We start from the raw sequence: 19718 nt of genomic DNA, 5'->3' as shown, positions 1-19718 counted from the left end.
TTCATTAATTGAACAAGGTTTATATGGCATACATACCCTTTATATACATTACATTGTACAAGTTATATTCTATTCAAAATTTGAGATTTCATAGCAAAAAAGCTGCTCTAGCGTAGTTATATAACTATGCTAGAGCAGCTTTCTTATCGTTAAAAGTAACGTTTCTTCCAAAAAACAAAAGCTAACGTGAAAGATAGTGTTACACATATGATGAGTACAATTACAAAACCGTGGGCTTCCCCTTCAAACGGAACCTTTACGTTCATTCCAAAGAAACTAGAAACCATCGTCGGTAAAGATAAAATGATCGTAATTGACGTTAACAGTTTCATAACACTATTTAAATTATTTGATATAACGGAGCTAAAAGTATTCATCATTCCACTTAAAATGTGACTATATATTTCCGCCATTTCAATAGCCTGTTTATTTTCAATTAATACATCTTCTAATAAATCTTGATCGTCTTCATACATTTTTAAAAATGTACTATTACGCATTAACTTTTGAATTACAATTTTATTAGCCTTTAATGACGTTGTAAAGTATACTAAACTTTTCTCAAGGCCTAACAATGTGAAAATCTCTTTATTTTTCATTGACTGATTTAATTGATGCTCTAAATCAATTGTTTTTCGATTTATTTGCTTTAAGTATCTTAAATAATAAGTAGAAATCGTATATAAGAGCTGAAGTGCAAAGCGCGTCTTCTTAAACGTATAAAATTCTTTAATACGTTGATTAATAAAACGTTCAAAAATTGGATTCTCTTCTAAGCAGATTGTAACAAAACAATCCGGCATCACAATCATACCTATTGGAATCGTGTCATAAATCGAATTTCCTTCTTCATCATGTCTAACTGTCGGAATATCCACGATAATTAAAGTATTATTGTCTTCCTTTTCAATACGAGAGCGTTCTTCATCATCCAAAGGGTCTTTAATGAAATCTAAGTCTACATTTAAAGTTTGTACTAGATATTGAATTTCTTCTTCTGTTGGATGAAGTACATTAATCCAGCACCCCTTTTGCATTTCCTCAATCTCTTGTAGTTTTCCGTTTCGGTCTGTTAAATATATATTTAACATACTATCACCCCGATTCTTTTTACATGTAGGAATCTACCTCTCTTAAATCACAGTTTTTAAACCGCCATTCTCAGCATATGAAACATACGTTTAAATTTCAATAGAAAAATTATTTTGAAAACGTTTTTATAAGAAAAATATTATAAAGTGAAACTTTAATCAGTGGCGGGCTTCATCCTCACTAATTATTAGCCCTTACAAATCGGGCTTTTACGGGTTATCCGCCCCCAACCAAACTTCTTTTCTTTCGCTGAATTGTGCGGTGAGGGTCTCACTGCCCGTTAAAGCGGGATAAACATAGAAAAAGACAGAGTGCTCTCTGCCTTAAAAGCTTATGTTGCCTTTATAACATATTTAGAAAGCATCCACAAGTTAAACCCGACTGAAATCGTATAGCCCGCGTATGTTGAAATGATAAAACTTACATAATCGAAATACGGAAGCAATACAATATTTAAAACTATCTTCACAATAATTCCAATCACTAGTCCTAGCACCGTCTTCTGCTGTTGATTGATTCCTTGTAGCATAGCAGCCGTTACTGTAAAAAGAGAAAATAGTATGCAAGCAGGAGCATAATACTGTAAAATGATTCTCCCCATCTCTGGATCATTTCCAGCACCGAATAAAAGAGTATATACAGGTTTGGCTAACACCATCATTCCAATTGCCGCCGGTACCGTAATTGCTACTACTAATACATTTGTTCTCGTAAAATGTTTGTACAATAGCTTCGTATTTCCTGCTGTATAAGCTTTCGTCATCTCTGGTACGAGAGACATACTAAAAGCTGTCGCAACGGATACCGGGATAAGTACAACCATTTGAACAAGACCAATTATCGCATTAATTTTTTCCGCTTCTCCTTGCATATACCCTATTTGTATAAGTAGTTTATTAATTGTAAATGTATCAATCGTCTGATACAACGGAATTGCTAAGCCCACCACAACAAAAGGAATAGAATATGTAAAGAGCTCCTTATACAATGAGAAAAAAGATTTCGTTGTTTGTGGTATACTTTCCATCTCTTTTTTCTTTAAGTGCCTTCTCCTTCTTATATAATACGCACTTAAAACAGTTAATCCACCTACAGCTCCCATAAATGCACCGAACGTTGAAATACCAACCGCTAGCGAAACAGAAGCTTTTAAAACATATAAAACGACAAAGCTTCCTATTAAAATGGTTAAAACCCGAAAAAATTGCTCTACAACTACACTTAATGCAGAAGGCCCCATCGATTGGAATCCTTGAAAGAAGCCCCTTAATAAACTCATTACTGGCACAAGTAGTAACGCAAAACTTACAATTCGAATATTAGTAGTAACCGCTCCTACACTATTCCCCGTTTGATCATTCCCATCGATGACAAGTTTAGCTAAATGCGGAGCTAGCATATATAACGTAAAACACGAAATGACTCCCATTATAAACATAAACACGATTCCACTTTTCAACACTCTCTTAACCGTATGATAATCATTCAGTTGATCATATTTTGATACCATCTTTGAAACAGCTAGCGGTAATCCCATTGTTGCTATACTGAGCATGATGGTATAAGGACGATATGCATATGTGTATAGAACGTAACCACTCGTACCGACCATCGCTGTAAATGGTATAACATATATAAACCCTAACATTTTTGATATCATCGTTGCCATCGTTAAAAATATCGTTCCACGTATAAACGGTGACCCTTTCATCACATTCCTCCGCTACGCTTTATTATTACACATTATGGACAACTCCTTTTCTTTAGAACCGAAACAAACAAAAAAAGCCAATGAAAAATCATTGACTTTAACGCGCTGCTTTTTTCTTTTTGAAATACTTTAAACCAAAGTATAGAGCAATAAAAAGAACAGCTCCTATAATTATGTAATGTGTGTAATCAGATGCATACTCTTTAATTTGTCGCCAATTCCCACCAAGTTTTTCACCTAAGTATATAAATAGAATTGACCATGGAATGATCGCTACAACCGTATAAAGTGTAAATAGTTTTAATGGCATCTTAGCTAGTCCTGCTGGAATAGAGATCGCATGACGTACTACTGGGATAAAGCGCGCAGAAAATATTACGCCTGCTCCATAACGCTTAAACCAACCTTCCGCTATGTCTAAATGATGTTTATTAATAAGTAGATATTTCCCATATTTCTCTACAACCGGACGCCCTCCGTAGTATCCAAGCCAGTATAAAAAGATTTGCGCTAAAGTACCACCAATCGTTCCGGCGATAACTGCACCTACAAAACTAATTTTACCATTCGCTACTAAAAAGCCAGCATACGAAAGTACAATTTCACTCGGGATTACTTCAATCATTAAAGCAAGAGCTACTCCAAAGTAACCTAAGCTTGCAAAAAATTGCAATAACTGATCTATTATGTTTGCTAACATGTTCTTTTTTATCTCCTTTTTTCTTCACATACCATCCCATTATTACATAAAGGCTGCAATCTGCCAATATCTTCATTTTAACAATATGTACAATTCAAGCAGGATTAATCTATTAATTTCTCTTTCTGCGGGTCTTTCATGTAGGCAAACATCTCTTTAATTTGGTCTTCTGTATTTCTAGCAATTGATAAATTAGGCAATTCATTTTCACCAAAAAACTCCACCTCTTCTGTTTCAATACTAGTTTTCTTTTCTCCACCAATAATCTCGCATCCAATGAAAATCTTATATACATGCGTCGCCGATGGAGATGGTTGATGTTTTTCTTTATCAAATATAGCTAGTAACTTAAAATGACCTACCTCATAACCAGTCTCTTCGAAAACTTCTTTTGCTGCAACTTCGGTTGGCGTGTAACCGACATCAGCCCATCCACCTGGCAATGCCCATTTCCCATCGCTTTTTTCTTTCACAAATAATAACTTTTCATTTTGAAAAACAACCGCTCTTATATCAACTTTAGGTGTTTGATAGCCTGTCTCACTTGCAAATAATTTCTCTACGACTTCCCAATCTGTTTTCGTGTAATGTGACATCATTGAAATAGAAATATCTCGTAATTGCTGGAAACGCTCAATATCATACACATCCTTAGAATACGTTAAACCCGCTTGAGCTATAGATTGTATTTGTTTTACCCAATCAATCCATTTAATCGTCATATATCCGCATCCCCATTCTCTATCAAATATATTACTTCATTTTTATTGATACATCTTTATTATACAAAAAAAAGAGATTGATAACGTTTCAATCTCTTTCAAAATTAATCTAATTCATGTAAGTGGTCTTGTATATACTTTCTTCTTTTATTTATATATTCATAAATCATATCAGCCTCTTGATCAAATGTTTCTAATTTTTCTTTCATGTATGGATCTTGTAGTAAATATGGGCGAATCAATTCACACAACCCTTCTACTTTCGGCCTCATAAACGAAACTGTGAATTGATTTTCTAATATTTCTTCCAAAATACTTCGATACTGCTTTCTAAATACAGGTATGTCTAGCAATCTTGCACTTAACGTATTATACCCTTGAATGCGAATATATTCATGATTAAGTGGTCTCCCTTGTACATCTCGCCCCCAAGTCGCATCATAATCCCACGGTATAACTTCAAATAAATTTGTTTCATCGTTATGATATAGTGCATAGTTATGAACGAAACCATCAAAGTTTTGCGTAAAAATAACTCCTGCTAACCATCGTAAATATTTATCTACATGTAGAAACTTCCCAATTTCTTTTTCATAGGCTTCCCTCGTCAAAGTATTCGCTTGAAATACAAATTCACTCAGTTGTTCTTCACTATTTTTATTCGAATATTTAAATTCATAACCCGCAAAGAGCTCTGTCTTAACATCTTTATCCCGTTCACTCATCAATGAAAAATTCGCATCATCATCTATCGCATAATAAATAGAACCACTCGGTAATCCTCTATTTTTCAAAAAATTTTCATCAACCGATTCTAACTGTAAATACACACCTTGAATTTGACCATTAATTTTTATAAATACATGTTGTGATTTTGGCGAAAGTACACCAATATCATGAAAAAAATCTAAAGATAATTTATTTCGTATGAGAGACGGATCCATAAACTCCGAATTCAAATGAAACTCTTTCGCACCTTGAAATTTTTTAGGCTTATAAAACATAACATGATAAGACTTTTTCTCAAATTCGCGAATATGAGCTCCTCGGTATACGATATCAATATCATACTTCTTTTTTCCATAAGTTAATTTTGCTGGCACTGGACTATCTGACCAAATGTCCTTTTTCAATTCCACTAAGTACATTGGATGAACAAAAAAATCATATGAAGGCAGCATGTTTTCTCATCCCTTCTCAGTTCTCTTCATTCAATGTATGCGCCTTGTCTTGTCCATACATCCGCAATCATCTATTTATATAAAATTACACTCTTGTCCTGTTCAGAAAGATGCCTACATACATATCATGTTAAGGAAAAAGAATACCTTTTCACTTTAATACATGATAAGGAGGATTTCTATGAAACGTGATATTAGAAAAGCTGTTGAAGAAATCAAAAGTGCTGGGATGGAGGATTTCTTACACCAAGATCCAAGTACTTTTGAATGCGATGATGATTGCTCTTCAAAAGTTGAATGTAGCGATGATTGTAATTGCCCAAGAACAAGATGTACTCGTGTGAAACATTGTACTTTCGTTACAAAATGTACTCATGTAAAAAAATGGACATTTGTTACGAAATGTACTCGCGTACGCGTTCAAAAATGGACGTTCGTTACGAAAGTAACGCGTAGAAAAGAATGCGTTTTAGTTACAAAACGTACGCGTAGAAAACATTGTACATTCGTTACAAAATGTGTACGCTTTGAAAAGAAATTTTACTGGACTAAACGATGTTACTGTAAAAAATGCGAGTTCTTCCCTCACGGACACGGTGGCTCTTGCGATGATTCATGTGATCATGGTAAAGACTGTCACGATAGCGGACACAAATGGAATGATTGCAAAGGCGGACATAAATTCCCATCTTGCAAAAATAAGAAATTTGATCACTTCTGGTATAAAAAACGTAACTGCTAGTTTTTATACCACCCAAAAAAGGCCGTTTTGCGGCCTTTTTTACATTTATTGAAAGTGACTTATATCTGCAAATTGTTTCACTTTACCAATACCCTCTTCAAATTCTATTATGCTCAAACTGGCACTATGCATAAATGGATCATCCCACACATTTTCTATTTCAATTCCCGCGAAATGCCCTACAAGTAATTTTGCTGCTGCCGCATGAGAAACAATCAATATGTTTTGTCCTTTATGCTTCTCTAAAAGAAGCTGCATCCCTTCAATTACTCTTTCATAAACGGCCTCAAAATTTTCGCCTGATGTTGACTGAAAAAGATGTGGCTCATTCCAAAACAGATGTACTTCTTCTGGAAATTGCTTTTCTATATCCGCGATTGTTTGTCCTTCCCATATACCCATGTTGATTTCATAGAAATGCTCATCCGCTATAATCGGTATATCACGTTCCCCCTTTATTAACTCTGCCGTATGAAGTGTTCTTTCGCTCGGACTACTATAGATCGCATGGATTGGTAAATCTTTCATTCGATTCCCTAATTGTTTCGCCTGAACTATACCATTTTCAGTTAAAGCAGAATTTTTCCGTCCCTGCATTCGCTTCGCTACATTCCACTCTGTTTCACCATGCCTTGATACATATATAGTTGTTTTCATTTCTTACTCCCCCTCACCATGTTGGTCGTAATTCCCACGGTTCAACTCTCCCTACAATCCACTCCGCTCGTTTACTTTCAATCCCTTTTATAACTCCATCAGCTATCTCTTCATGAATAAGCCATCTTCCATATGTACCTTCTAAAATAAAACCTAAAATAATTCTATGATAAATACATCGCGTACTCCCTATTTTTTGTGCAGGCATACGTGATGCTTTACTACCTAAAATATGAAATAAACTATATGTTTTAGACGACAAATCTAGTTCTTTACAAATATTTGATAGTACATGCTTTGCACTTGTGTGTACCCATGTAACAACTAATGTGATTGGGCCATTTTTCTTAATTGTACTTTTAATAGCTAGCTTTACATCTTCATCATTATGATAATCTAACGAAAGGCATGTAATATTTTCTGGTGCAGAACTCATTCGCTTAACATTTTCTAATTTCACTTCATCTCGCCCGATAATAGAAACATAAAATCCTTTCTCACAAAGCCACATAGAAACTTTCTTTAGCATTCCTGTTCCACCAATTACAAGTGCATGCAAATGTTATCCCTCCCTAATAAAATGTCATATGAGGTTTCTCATCTCTATAATAATTTAAACGGTCTTGCAGTGTCCCTGAGTGAAACTCAAATTTATGACCGTCAGGATCAACAAAGTATATAGATTCGCAATCTCTTACATCACGTTCTCTTCCTTGTAAAATATGAACATCATTTTCTTCTAATCGCTGTATTAGACATTTAAAGTCTTCTTGTTCAACAGAAAATGCAATGTGCGTATAAGATTGATGAATCTCATTTCTCGGAATATGCGTCTCTTCATTAAGCGCTATCCATACTCCACATATGTTAAAATAAGCCAATTTTCTTCCTTTAACTAATAATTCTCCTTCTAATACTTTTTCATAAAACATAATAGAGTTTTCTAAATTAGATACCGAAAAACAAATATGATTGATTCCCCTTAACAACTATAATTCCTCCTTATACAAATAAAAGATGAGCGAAAATTCACTCACCTTTCATTATACTATTTTTTTGTAATATATGCCCATTTATAACTGAAGTCCCCGCCAAACGTATGGTTAGCAATGCCTTTTACAAACGGCTTCTCTAAATAAGCTGTACTTTGTTGGTACGTAGGAGAAATTGCTGCGTCTTGACCAATTAAGATTTTTTCAGCTTCCGCAAGTGCATTCCAGCGTGCTTTATCATCTTTTAATAGCTCTCCTTTTGATTTCGCTACTAAATCATCATACTTCGGATTAGAATAATCCATTTCATTAAATGAGCTTCCAGTAACAAACATATCAATATAAGTCATTGGATCTGGATAATCAGGGCTCCATGCAGATAATGAGAATTCGTATTGGAATTTCTTTTCTAAATCTAGCTTCTGCTTGTATGGTTGCTGTTTCAAATTTACTTTAATACCAGGCAAGTTTTTCTCTAGTTCTTCCTTAATAAAGTCGCCTACTTTTTTACGGCTACCGTTATCATCGTTTAGTAATTCAACGGTAATTGTATCTTGACCAAGCTCTTTCTTCGCTTCTTCCCATAATTTTTTTGCTTTCTCTGCATTATCTTTACTATCACGGAAGTTTTTATTTACAGAGCGGAAATCTTTTCCATCCGGACCTGTCGTGAATTTTTCAGGTACTAAGAAATATGCTGGCAATGAACCGTCATTTAAAATGACATCAGCAATTCCTTTTTTATCGTATGCTAAATCAATCGCTTCACGTACTTTTTGGTTTTTAAATGTTGCATTTTTTTGGTTAAAACGCAAGAAATATATGCGTGGATCTAACTTCGTTTTAAATTCATCTGGCTTATTCTTTTTATATTTATCAACAAATTCAGAAGTTAAAATAACTCGATCTGCTTGATCACTATCATATAAATTTACTCCCGTGCTTGTTTCCTTCACAATACTTACATTAATTTCGTCTAATTTTACAGTATCTTTATCCCAATAATTAGGATTTTTCTTCAACTGATAATTTTGTTCATGTTTCCATTGACTCATTGTAAATGGTCCATTATATAATAATTTATCTGCTTCTAATCCGTATTTATCTCCTTGCTCTTTCACATATTTTTCATTTAATGGGAAAAATGTAGGGAACGACGTAAGCTCAAGAAAATAAGGTGCTGGTTGCTCTAATTCTACTACCAACGTTTTATCATCCTTCGCTTTAACACCCAATTGATCTGCTGGTAATTCACCTTTATTTACTTTCTGTGCATTTTTCACATCAAATAAAATGAATGCATATTCTGCCGCTAATGCTTTATCTAATGTACGTTGCCATGCATATACAAAATCTTGTGCTCGAACTGGATCACCATTTGACCATTTCGCATCACGTAATTCAAATGTATATGTCTTTTTATCTTCACTAATCTTCACATCTTTTGCCATACCTGGTGTTGGTTTATTATCTTTATCTAGACGATATAAACCTTCCATTGCATTTACAAATACACGGAAAGATACAGAATCTGTTGATTTAGATGTATCCATTGAAGGAATTTCAGCTGTTTCTAGCAAATTTAAAACTTGTTTATCGGCCATTCCCTTATTCGATTCTTTCTTCGTTGTCGAAGCCTTCTCACCATTCCCACATCCTGCAACCAATACACTCGTCGTTAACGCAAGTGCAGCAATTGTTGTTGTCTTTCTCTTCATTCTTCCTTCCCCCAATCTATATGTATAAGTTAAATCCTATATAATATATTTCATTATACAAAAGATTCTGATTATTTTAAATATTTATTTTAACAAACATAGAAAAAAGCGATCGGAAATTTCTTTCCAACCGCTTTCTTGAATAGCATTTACTTGTAATCCATCCTCTATATCAAATGGATTTTGAACTTTAAATATTTCTTCCATCAGCTTCAAAAACTCTTCTTCAGTTTTAGATTCACCATTAATCATAAGTGAGTATGGTTCCACTTCACCTAATTTATAATCGACAACAAATTGAATCTTCACCTTTTGTCTTGGCATTCCGGTGTTATATCCTTGGAATTCTACTAATTCTAACCCTTCCGTTCCACGATAATATATCCAACCTGAATTTTGAAAATAATTTTCGAAAGATTCACCTATTGAAAAGAAAGGATATTCATAAAGCGAGCTTGTACGAACCTTTTGAATAACGTCTCGATCAGTCGGAAAAAAGAAATGGCTAAAAAATATGCTAGCAACTGCTAAAATAGTAACAATTGTCGCTCCCATTTTGCTCGTTCCGCCGCTATCATTGATTAGATAGTTTTCAACTGATTTATCTTTTATTTCTCTTGCTTTTATTCGGTATATACGTCTTTCCGCAAATTGATAGTATAATCCATTTGCAAAAATCCCCATTCCAAACAGAATAAAAATGAGTAATAAAAACGTAAGAGGCACCATATTAATGATTGGCAACGCTACATTAAATCCCATATAATACGAAAATGCATCACACGCTACTAATAACAACATAAATAAAGCAGCTGGTACATAATACTTACGATATCCTAGCCAGCCTATATTGAAGACAGCAGCCCAACCATTCCAGCTCCACCTAGCAATCCGCTTATTCTCAAGATTCCATTTCCTTTTGTAATACGGATATTGTCTCCCTACATATACTTCCAGTTCTTTATCTATTAACGAGCTACCTTCCTCTTGTTCATTATCCAAGTTTCGCTGACAACTTGCACAATTTAACTGTTCCTCCTCGCAAGGTTGCCCACAATTTATACATTTCAAAACAATCCCTCTTCCCATCCATACGTCATTTCAAAATACCTTCGTGTTTTAATAACCACTCTTTCCTCCATAAACCACCAGCATATCCAACAAGCTTTCCACTCTTTCCTATTACACGGTGACATGGAACAATTATTGAAATTGGATTCCGACTATTTGCCCCTCCTATTGCCCGTACAGCTTTTATATTTCCAACTTTCTCTGCAATATCTAAATATGAAGCACTTACGCCGTATGGAATAGTATAAAGTGCATCCCATACATTTTTTTGAAATGCTGTTCCCTCCGCAGACAGCGGGACCGTAAACTCTTTTCTTTTCCCTTTAAAATATTCATCTAACTCATTTATACATTGTTCTATCATTTCATTTTTATTTTCTTCTTGTCGTTCATCAACAAATATAACAGACGTAATTCCTTCTTGATTCGCTGTAATTTCAAGCAAACCTACTTCGCTTTCATAATAAGCCTGGTACATATGCCATCCTCCAATTCAGTTCATATTAGTCATTGTAACACGAATATACAAAATTTTTCGTATAAGCGTTTTATTAGAGAAACAAAAAAGAGAATGGTAAAATATAAGAAAATTCAATCAAGGAGGCTATTTGATGAATCCCAAGCTTTTTTCACCTTATACAATTAAGAACGTTACACTAAAAAATCGTATCGTTATGTCGCCTATGTGTATGTATTCATCGGGGAATGAGGATGGCAGCGTTACGAATTTTCATCTCATTCATTATGGAACTCGCGCTGCTGGCCAAGTAGGTTTAGTTATGGTTGAAGCAACTGCGGTGTTAGCTGAAGGACGAATTTCTAACAAAGACTTAGGTATTTGGGATGACAACCTAATTGAAGGCTTACATAAAACGACTACTTTTATACATGATAACGGCGCAAAAGCTGCCATTCAACTCGCTCACGCCGGAAGAAAAGCTGAATTAGATACGAATGCTTTCGCTCCTTCTGCAATTCCTTTTAATGATAAGATGAAGATACCAGTAGAAATGAATATACAGCAAATCAAAGAGACTATATTAGCTTTTCAGAGGGCCGCGTTACGTTCAAAACAAGCCGGATTTGATGTTATCGAATTACATGGCGCTCACGGTTACCTTATCAATGAATTCCTATCACCACTTACTAATAAACGAACGGATAAATACGGCGGCTCACCTGAAAACCGCTATCGTTTCTTACGCGAAATTATCGACTCTGTAAATGAAGTTTGGGACGGACCAATATTCGTTCGTATTTCAGCAAATGATTATCACCCTGACGGGCTAACGGTTCAAGATTATGTTCAGTATACAAAGTGGATGAAAGAACAGGGAATAGATTTAATAGATTGTAGTTCTGGCGCAGTTGTACCAGCACATATTGATGTGTATCCCGGTTATCAAGTACAATACGCCAAACATATTAAAGAGCATACTAAGATTGCAACTGGTGCAGTTGGATTGATTACGACTGGGTCACAAGCAGAGCAAATTTTAAATAATAACGAAGCTGATTTAATTTTCATCGGACGTGAGTTACTTCGCAATCCGTACTTCCCGAGAATAGCGGCCAATGAACTTGGCTTTGAATTGCAAGAACCATATCAATACAAGCGAGCACCAGGGAAAATTCATACGAATAAATAAAACCGAGAAATCATTCTTCTCGGTTTTATTTATTCTATCGTTGTAATTTCATTTGAATTATAAGTATGGATACCCGATTCTTCTCGCAGCGCGGTTATATACATACCTTTCGCCACATCTTTAGCTGAAATTGGTTTATACTTTTTGAAAGCCCCTTTAAAAATAAAAGGAATAATACGAGATAACTTTTCAGCCATTTGTTCGCCGAAACGAAATTCTTGTCGATTTCCTACTAATAATGATGGTCTAAAAATGTGAATACCACCGATCACTAACTTTTGCAATTCTTCTTCCATTTTTCCTTTCACTTGTGAATAAAAGAAAAATGATTTAGGATTCGCTCCCATAGAAGACACGACAAGGAAATTTTGTACCCCTTGTTTTTCAGCTAAACAAGCAGCTCGTAACGTATATTCATAATCTACTTTTTTAAAATTTGCTTTTGTTTTTGCTTTTTTTATTGTTGTTCCTAAGCAACTAAAAACATCATCCACAGCAAAGAACTCTTTATATTCCTCTAATACCGAAAAATCAACTTGTTTCTGCTGTAACTTCTCATGTTGCAATTGCATTGGCTCTCTTACAAAAATAGTAACCGAATCGTAGTAATCTGATTCAAGTAATAGACGCGTTATCTCTTGTCCAACTAAACCACTTGCACCAAGTATTAACGCTGTTCGCTTATTCATATATGCATATACCTCTTATTTTACTTTTCTCTCCTTCAGTAAAATACAACCTTTAGGAGTTTCCTGCTCTTATTTTACCACAAGTAAAACACTATGCGTACGCATAGTGCTTTACTCACTCTTTTTTCTCATCTCTCTCTTGTAATTTCGTTATTGTTGTAGCGTCCCCTAAATTACTTATTAATCTTCTTAAAAAAATTAATACGAAAGATAATGGCAATACTACCGCTAATATTAATAAAATAGCTTCCATTAAGTAACCCAAGCGCTCATCCCCCTCTTTACCTCCTTTTCAATATATGAAAACAGCGTTGTCACATATGCATGCATTTGCAAAAATAATACACCTATATTTGACAACTTTATAACAAAAACAAATCGGAATGATTATTATTTATTGCAACTTTATTAAAGATGTATTATACTAAGTTCGCAAACTAAAACGTAATTATTCCGTTTTGTATTAAAATGATATTTTTCTTCTATAATTGGGGAAAATATATCCGTAAAAAAGAAAAGAGGAGAACTTCATGCCTAAAAGATTGACTATATTTTCATTCTTACTTATTTTTACCTTAATTTTCGCTGGCTGCTCAAATAAAAAAGAAAGTAATGCCAAGAAAGATGGAAAGCTAACAGTTTATACAACGATTTTCCCACTTGCTGATTTCGCAAAGAAAATTGGTGGCGACTATGTAAATGTTGAAGCAATTTACCCACCTGGTGCAGATTCACATACATTTGAACCAAGTCAAAAACAAACAGTACAAGTTGCAAAAGCCGATTTATTTGTTTATAACGGCGCTGAATTAGAACCATTTGCTGAAAAAATGGAAAAAACATTACAAAAAGAAAATGTTAAAATTGTAAATGCATCTAAAGGTATTGAGCTTCGTGCTTCTACTGAAGAAGAGCATCATGATCATGGAGATGGCCATAAAGAAGATGAACATCATCACGATAAAGACCCACATGTTTGGTTAGATCCTACTCTAGCAATGAAACAAGCAGAAAAAATTAAAAATGCACTTGTAGAATTACAACCTGAACATAAAAAAGAATTCGAAAAAAACTTTGCAGCACTTCAAACTAAATTTACTGATTTAGACGATGGATTTAAGGCAGCTGTAGCGAACGCAAAAACGAAAGAAATTTTAGTTTCTCATGCTGCCTATGGTTACTGGGAACAACGATACGGCCTAAAACAAATTCCTATCGCTGGAATTTCAGCTTCTGATGAACCATCTCAAAAGCAGCTTGCTGACATTACAAAAACAGTAAAAGAACATAATCTAAAATATATTTTATTCGAAACGTTCTCTACTCCAAAAGTAGCATCCGTAATTCAAAAAGAAACTGGTACAAAAGTTTTACGCTTAAATCACTTAGCTACTATTTCTGAAGATGATGCAAAAAATAATAAAGATTACTTCACTTTAATGGAAGAAAACGTAAATACATTGAAAGAAGCAACAAACTAATCCATTATATTTTCTAGGCAGCTGAATCTGTTATTCAGCTGCCTTTTTATGTATTTATCCTTGACTTGACCAAAATAACAAGTAAAATTATCCATATTAGCTTGAAAGCTATATTAATTTAGAAGGTGAGTTGGAATTATGAATCTTCACATTTGTGAAGTAACAGCAAAAAATTGGCGTTCAGTAGTTGCTTTAGACGTCGCAAAAGACCAGCAACAATTTATTGAAAGTAACGCGTTTTCTTTAGCAGAATCATTATATGAAGGAAACGGAACGTCAGTAGGTTTATATGATGGCGAAACACTTGTAGGATACGCAATGTATGGATGGTATTCAGTAAAACATAAAAGTGTATGGCTCGATCGCTTTATGATTGACCAACAATATCAAGGAAAAGGATACGCAAAACGTTTCCTTCGCTTACTCATTCAATTCTTACAAGAAAAATTTGAATGTAAAATAATTTACTTAAGTTTACATCCAGACAACAAACTTGCAATGGGACTGTATGAATCATTTGGTTTCCGCTTAAATGGGGATATTGATGATGAAGGTCCAGTTGTAGGTGTTGTAATGGAGTTACTAATAGACGAAAATACAAGCCTGTGAAAACAGGCTTTTTATTATACAGTTATCAATTTTTAGTTTCTTTCCCTTATTTAATTCTGTTTTACAATCTAATAGAGTGCTCATAAAAAATAAGCCTACAATTTACGCAGACTTATTTCACACACTCCTCGAAATGTTCTTGGAACCACTCTTTATTAATATCTCTTCCGATAAAAACTACTTCACTTACTCGCTCTTCTCCCTCTTGCCACTCTCTATCGTACGAAGCAGCAAATAACGTATGTACACCTTGGAAAACGATACGTTTATCTACTCCATCTATCGATAAAATTCCTTTGTAACGATATAAATATTCCCCTAGCTCTTGAACGACAGCTGACATCCACTCATTAAGCTTTTGTAAATCCAGCGGACGTTCTTCACGTAATACAAATGATTTCACACCTTCTAAGTGGTTATGTTCTTTATGAGGGTAAATTTGCAACGTATCTTTCGTTTTAAACGTTTGGATTTGTAATAAAGATGGTATATCTACCTCACAGTTAGTCGCCTCAATTAACTTTGCAGTCGGGTTAATTCCTTGAATTTCATGCAAGAGATTTTCTTTCTCATTCTCTTCAATTAAATCTAATTTATTTACTAAAACGACATCAGCAAACGCAATTTGCTCTTTTGCTTCTAATCCTTTTTCAAAATGTTTATGTATATGATAACTATCTACTACCGTTACAACACCGTTAATTTGGTAAGCAGATTGAATGACTGGATCTAAAAAGAATGTTTGAATAATCGGGCCTGGATTTGCAAGGCCAGTCGTTTCAATTACTAAACCATCAAAATCCATTTTCCCTTCCGCTTTTACGTCCAGTAACTGTTTTAAAGCAACGAGTAAATCTTCACGTACAGTACAGCATAAACAGCCATTTGTCATTTCCATAATTTCTTCTTCCACATTCATAATCAACTGATTATCAATGCCAATTTGCCCTATTTCATTTACAATCACCGCTAATTTCTTACCGTGATTTTCTGATAAAATACGATTTAATAATGTCGTTTTCCCAGATCCAAGAAAACCAGTTAATATTGTTACTGGAATCATTTCGTACATCTCCTTCTAGCTATATGTTTCTACATTATAGCATATAGAGAAAATCATTTTTTTAGCAAAACATATTTATTGTATGTACCCCCCCCAAACTATATAATAATACGTAGTAAGAAAGCCTTTTCAAAATAATAATTATTCATCAAGGGGGTACTTATAATGGAACGAGTTCAAATGAATGAAACGCTAGAATTCTCTCGTATTATTCAAGGATTTTGGCGTTTAGCAGAATGGAATATGACGAAACAAGAATTACTTTCTTTCATTGAAGATTGTATGGATATGGGAATTACTACTTTTGATCACGCTGATATTTACGGCGCATATACATGTGAAGGGTTATTTGGCGAAGCTTTACAATTAAAGCCTTCCTTACGAGAAAACATGCAAATTATTACAAAGTGTGGAATCGCTCCCCCATCACCGAAATTTCCAGAGCGATATGTGACTCACTACAATACTAGTGCAGAGCATATTATGCAAAGTGTAGAAGCATCACTTAAAAATTTACATACAGATTATATTGACGTATTACTTATTCATCGTCCCGATCCTTTTATGGATCCAAATGAAGTGGCAAAAGCCTTTTCACAATTAAAACAAGAAGGAAAAGTTCGTCACTTCGGTGTATCTAACTTCTTACCTTCACAATTTAATATGTTAAGTTCGTACTTAGATTTCCCGCTTATTACGAACCAAATTGAAGTTTCTGCATTGCAGCTTGAGCATTTTGAAAAAGGGACAATTGATTTATGCCAAGAAAAACGAATCAATCCAATGATTTGGTCACCTCTTGCTGGTGGGGAAATTTTTACTGGTCAATCCGAACGTGCCGTACGTGTACGCGAAACTATGCAAAAAGTTGCTACTGAGCTAGGTGTTTCTAGTATCGATACGGTTATGTATGCTTGGTTACTTGCTCATCCAGCTAATATGATGCCAATCGTTGGCTCTGGTAAATTAGATCGCGTAAAAACGGCCGCTCTTGCTACAAACGTTAACTTAGATCGTCAACAATGGTTTACAATTTTCGAAAGCTCTAATGGACATCCTGTACCATAATACACAAAAAGAAGAGCTGTTTCTTTACAGCTCTTCTTTTTTATATGTATTTCTAGTCATGGCAAATACACACATATCCCTTAATCCATTTCCATCTACCGCAACACTCGCACTTTCTAACGTACCTTCTAACTTAAAGCCTAATTTCTCAGGTATCGCTCTACTCTTCTTATTTAAAGAATCACAACGAATTTCTACACGGTTTGCTTTCAATTCAGAAAAAGCGTAATCCGTTATACCTTTCGCAGCCTCTACCATATAGCCTTTTCCGCTAAACCTTGTATCAATCCAATATCCGATTTCAAATTGAGGTATATCCCAATTAATACGATGTAATCCGGCTGAAGCAATAAATTCACCTGTTTCTTTCGAAAATACTAGTAATCTTAAATCCTCACGTTGCAAAAATTGAATATGTGATTTTCTAATACTTTCTTCTATTTCTTGCTCTGTTTGCTCTTTTTGTGCAAACACCATCCAAGGTTTCAGTTCTTGTATTGAAGCCTGAATTGCATCATATACAACTTTACCATCTCCTGGTTTCGGCATTCGAATAAAAAGCCTGTCAGTATAAAATTCAGAAGGAAAATCGAATAATAACGGATTCACTGTAAACACTCCCCATAATTCTTTTATATATAATAATATCCATCTCAAGTTATATAGTAAAGAATTTTCTGAATTAAAAACCTTTTACTCATTCACTTCCGCCGCTACACGAATTCCAGATTCAATCGCACCTTGAATCCATCCGTGATATAGCGTTGTATGATCTCCAGCGAAGAATATTCTCCCCTCTGGTTTGACAATCGCTGGTTGCAGCTCAGATTCTTGACCTGCTTGAAAAAGTGCAAATCCTCCAAGCGCATACGGATCCAATGTCCAGCTTTTTGATATTCCAGATATGAACTCATCATACACTTGACCACCTAATATTGTTGCTAAGTTGTGTAATGCGTAATAAATACGATCACCTTTCGATAAACCATCCCATAACAATGCGTCATAAGACCATGTATAGCTACCTAACATCATAGCCGGTCCTTTCTCACCAATTCCATAACTTGGATAATAGGCATAACGAATTGGCAAATCTGTTATAATTCTGCCACCTAATTGTCCTTGTTCTTCCCAAAATCGGCTTTTAAATTGAATTCCTATTTTCGTCGCAGGCATATAATGTAATTCACGAATTGCTTTCCATTTTTCATGAGATATAGAATCAAACGGATCTACTTCTACAAAACGCATTGTCGAAAACGGAATGGTAACAATAACTAAATCTCCTGTAATACTGCTATATTCAAAAGTTTCCTCGTTCCGATAGAAAGCTGTCACACCATTATCGTGTTGATGTAACTTCATTAATTTTTGATTATATATAATATTTTCTTCTAATTGCGGTAAAAATGACTTTGGTAATCTATCATTCCCGCCCACAATTTCACAAAATCCGCTCTCCTCTTGCATAATGTATAGAAAGCGTAAAGTCTCTACAAACGACCGTTCCAAAAAACCTTCTAAATCTAATAGAACACCAATCATCTCAATTGTTACTGGCGAAAAGTAAGTATTATACTGATAAGGATGATACTTTAAAAATTGCCCAGTAGAGTATCTTCCAAAATCCTTTACTACAACGTCCCAATTTTTTTCTGGGTTCTTTTTTATAAAATTTATAATGGGCTGTACCGCTAACAATAATAATTCCTCTGACGTTTTTCCAACTTCATTCATTTCCACAGGATATCTTAGAATACTTGGATCTTTTTCATATTGTTTTAACGTCGTTTTCCGTCCATTTACGTATATAATATCCGTCTCATTTCTATTAATAAAAGGTCTCACCTGTAGCCCAAATTTTCTTATATATGTCATCGTTAATGTATGCGAATATGGAATCCTCATTGCTCCAACATCTAAATATAATCCGGTATCTTCCATTCTAACCGTTTCTATACGGCCACCTACCCGGTTATTTGCTTCAAAAATTTTCACATCATGTCCTGCAGCCTTTAATAAAGATGCTGAAACTAATCCAGCCATACCAGCTCCCACTACAATAATTTGTTTTGGATTTGTCGTCTTCTTCAATCCTTTATCTATAACTTTTAACGCTTCATCCATTTCAGTGTTATACATTATATCTTTCTGCACAATTCCACCCCTTACTTCATCAAATGGACGTTAGTGGTTTAGTGCATTTTATTCATACATCCCCATAAACATAACACCATTGCAATTTGAATATTCACTAAAAGTACATAAGAGACAGATTTCATATTTCTTTATGCTTCGTATAATATAGCAACCGCACGAAGGAGTGACTAAAAAATGAAACATACTTATGATTACCACGCTACAAAAAAGCATTTAGAATTAAAGAAACAAAACTTATGTAAAAAACTTAGCAATATGACACTATCTGAAAAAGAACGTGAACAGCTAAAATGTGAAATTGACAACTATGAATATATTTTAAATCTGGTTGAAATGAATCATTATGAACGCGGATTTTCTCATTAAAAGCGGAAATAGGATTATCCGCTTTTCATTTTGAGCATTTCACTACG

Annotated in this window: 22 protein-coding genes; 6 read left to right on the top strand and 16 right to left on the bottom strand. The window is 34.5% G+C overall.

The features are described 5' to 3' along the window. Positions 1–149 precede the first annotated feature (149 nt). The 5 genes from ACUL40_RS02140 to cotH all read right to left on the bottom strand — a co-directional run bounded on the left by ACUL40_RS02140 (position 150) and on the right by cotH (position 5406). Positions 150–1091 carry a magnesium transporter CorA family protein gene (locus ACUL40_RS02140; RefSeq protein ID WP_000932389.1) on the bottom strand — a complete coding sequence of 314 codons (942 nt, stop codon included), beginning with the start codon at positions 1089–1091 and terminating at the stop codon, positions 150–152. Positions 1092–1423: 332 nt separating this feature from the next. After that, positions 1424–2803: a putative polysaccharide biosynthesis protein gene (locus tag ACUL40_RS02135; protein ID WP_445422897.1), complete on the bottom strand. Its 1380-nt coding sequence runs from the start codon at positions 2801–2803 to the stop codon at positions 1424–1426. A gap of 97 nt (positions 2804–2900) precedes the next feature. Next, the gene (locus tag ACUL40_RS02130) at positions 2901–3503 is read right to left on the bottom strand and encodes a DedA family protein (RefSeq protein ID WP_000880691.1); all 603 of its coding nucleotides are present in this window, start codon (positions 3501–3503) and stop codon (positions 2901–2903) included. 104 nt (positions 3504–3607) lie between these two features. After that, positions 3608–4225, bottom strand: a complete 618-nt coding sequence (locus ACUL40_RS02125; protein ID WP_065223559.1) for an NUDIX hydrolase N-terminal domain-containing protein — start codon at positions 4223–4225, stop codon at positions 3608–3610. A 104-nt stretch (positions 4226–4329) separates the two neighbouring features. Then, positions 4330–5406, bottom strand: a complete 1077-nt coding sequence (gene cotH / locus ACUL40_RS02120) for a spore coat protein CotH (RefSeq protein ID WP_000938001.1) — start codon at positions 5404–5406, stop codon at positions 4330–4332. A gap of 181 nt (positions 5407–5587) precedes the next feature. Here cotH and exsB point away from each other — a divergent pair, with 181 nt between their 5' ends. Then, complete coding sequence (exsB, locus tag ACUL40_RS02115) at positions 5588–6148, top strand: exosporium protein ExsB (protein WP_000817482.1); 561 nt, start codon at positions 5588–5590, stop codon at positions 6146–6148. Between the two features lie 45 nt (positions 6149–6193). Here the strand turns inward: exsB and ACUL40_RS02110 are convergent, their stop codons facing one another. The 6 genes from ACUL40_RS02110 to ACUL40_RS02085 form a co-directional block, all read right to left on the bottom strand. Then, the gene (locus tag ACUL40_RS02110; protein ID WP_445422898.1) at positions 6194–6805 is read right to left on the bottom strand and encodes a phosphoserine phosphatase 1; all 612 of its coding nucleotides are present in this window, start codon (positions 6803–6805) and stop codon (positions 6194–6196) included. Between the two features lie 13 nt (positions 6806–6818). Next, on the bottom strand, positions 6819–7364 hold the full coding sequence (locus ACUL40_RS02105; RefSeq protein WP_445422899.1) for a short-chain dehydrogenase: 546 nt from the start codon (positions 7362–7364) through the stop codon (positions 6819–6821). A 13-nt stretch (positions 7365–7377) separates the two neighbouring features. Continuing rightward, entirely contained in the window at positions 7378–7794 is a 417-nt protein-coding gene (fosB, locus tag ACUL40_RS02100; protein ID WP_000943769.1) for a FosBx1 family fosfomycin resistance bacillithiol transferase, read from the bottom strand. A 59-nt stretch (positions 7795–7853) separates the two neighbouring features. Continuing rightward, a complete protein-coding gene (locus ACUL40_RS02095; RefSeq protein ID WP_000824276.1) occupies positions 7854–9515 on the bottom strand; it encodes a peptide ABC transporter substrate-binding protein in 1662 nt (553 codons plus the stop codon). 84 nt (positions 9516–9599) lie between these two features. Next, entirely contained in the window at positions 9600–10604 is a 1005-nt protein-coding gene (locus ACUL40_RS02090; RefSeq protein WP_079004308.1) for a DUF2628 domain-containing protein, read from the bottom strand. 7 nt (positions 10605–10611) lie between these two features. Continuing rightward, on the bottom strand, positions 10612–11064 hold the full coding sequence (locus ACUL40_RS02085) for a methylated-DNA--[protein]-cysteine S-methyltransferase (protein ID WP_000283912.1): 453 nt from the start codon (positions 11062–11064) through the stop codon (positions 10612–10614). A gap of 133 nt (positions 11065–11197) precedes the next feature. On the opposite strand from ACUL40_RS02085, the gene namA reads away from it, so the two are divergent. Further along, positions 11198–12235: an NADPH dehydrogenase NamA gene (gene namA / locus ACUL40_RS02080; protein WP_001068416.1), complete on the top strand. Its 1038-nt coding sequence runs from the start codon at positions 11198–11200 to the stop codon at positions 12233–12235. 29 nt (positions 12236–12264) lie between these two features. Here the strand turns inward: namA and ACUL40_RS02075 are convergent, their stop codons facing one another. Then, a complete protein-coding gene (locus tag ACUL40_RS02075; RefSeq protein ID WP_001042735.1) occupies positions 12265–12924 on the bottom strand; it encodes an oxidoreductase in 660 nt (219 codons plus the stop codon). A gap of 115 nt (positions 12925–13039) precedes the next feature. Next, positions 13040–13189: a hypothetical protein gene (locus tag ACUL40_RS02070; RefSeq protein WP_000540932.1), complete on the bottom strand. Its 150-nt coding sequence runs from the start codon at positions 13187–13189 to the stop codon at positions 13040–13042. A 265-nt stretch (positions 13190–13454) separates the two neighbouring features. On the opposite strand from ACUL40_RS02070, the gene ACUL40_RS02065 reads away from it, so the two are divergent. Next, entirely contained in the window at positions 13455–14405 is a 951-nt protein-coding gene (locus ACUL40_RS02065; RefSeq protein WP_001126148.1) for a metal ABC transporter substrate-binding protein, read from the top strand. Between the two features lie 138 nt (positions 14406–14543). Next, positions 14544–15014, top strand: a complete 471-nt coding sequence (locus ACUL40_RS02060; protein WP_001048677.1) for a GNAT family N-acetyltransferase — start codon at positions 14544–14546, stop codon at positions 15012–15014. Positions 15015–15126: 112 nt separating this feature from the next. Here the strand turns inward: ACUL40_RS02060 and ACUL40_RS02055 are convergent, their stop codons facing one another. Next, positions 15127–16077 (bottom strand): CobW family GTP-binding protein, encoded by a 951-nt coding sequence (locus ACUL40_RS02055; RefSeq protein ID WP_000613422.1) that lies wholly within the window; start codon positions 16075–16077, stop codon positions 15127–15129. A gap of 165 nt (positions 16078–16242) precedes the next feature. On the opposite strand from ACUL40_RS02055, the gene ACUL40_RS02050 reads away from it, so the two are divergent. Then, positions 16243–17145 (top strand): aldo/keto reductase, encoded by a 903-nt coding sequence (locus tag ACUL40_RS02050; protein ID WP_445422900.1) that lies wholly within the window; start codon positions 16243–16245, stop codon positions 17143–17145. Between the two features lie 24 nt (positions 17146–17169). Here ACUL40_RS02050 and ACUL40_RS02045 read toward each other — a convergent pair whose 3' ends face one another. Together ACUL40_RS02045 and ACUL40_RS02040 are read right to left on the bottom strand one after the other, a co-directional pair. Then, positions 17170–17754: a GNAT family N-acetyltransferase gene (locus ACUL40_RS02045; RefSeq protein WP_001068745.1), complete on the bottom strand. Its 585-nt coding sequence runs from the start codon at positions 17752–17754 to the stop codon at positions 17170–17172. An 84-nt stretch (positions 17755–17838) separates the two neighbouring features. Beyond that, positions 17839–19302, bottom strand: coding sequence for a flavin monoamine oxidase family protein (locus ACUL40_RS02040; protein WP_001168128.1), 1464 nt, complete (start codon positions 19300–19302; stop codon positions 17839–17841). A 177-nt stretch (positions 19303–19479) separates the two neighbouring features. Between ACUL40_RS02040 and ACUL40_RS02035 the strand changes: the two genes are divergently transcribed. Then, positions 19480–19671, top strand: coding sequence for a DUF3896 family protein (locus tag ACUL40_RS02035; RefSeq protein ID WP_000683364.1), 192 nt, complete (start codon positions 19480–19482; stop codon positions 19669–19671). Positions 19672–19718 lie beyond the last annotated feature (47 nt).

It is taken from the genome of Bacillus sp. KNSH39 (assembly GCF_052656585.1).
Note: the sequence above shows the minus strand (reverse complement) of the source record. Positions and strands in the feature narration are given on the sequence as shown.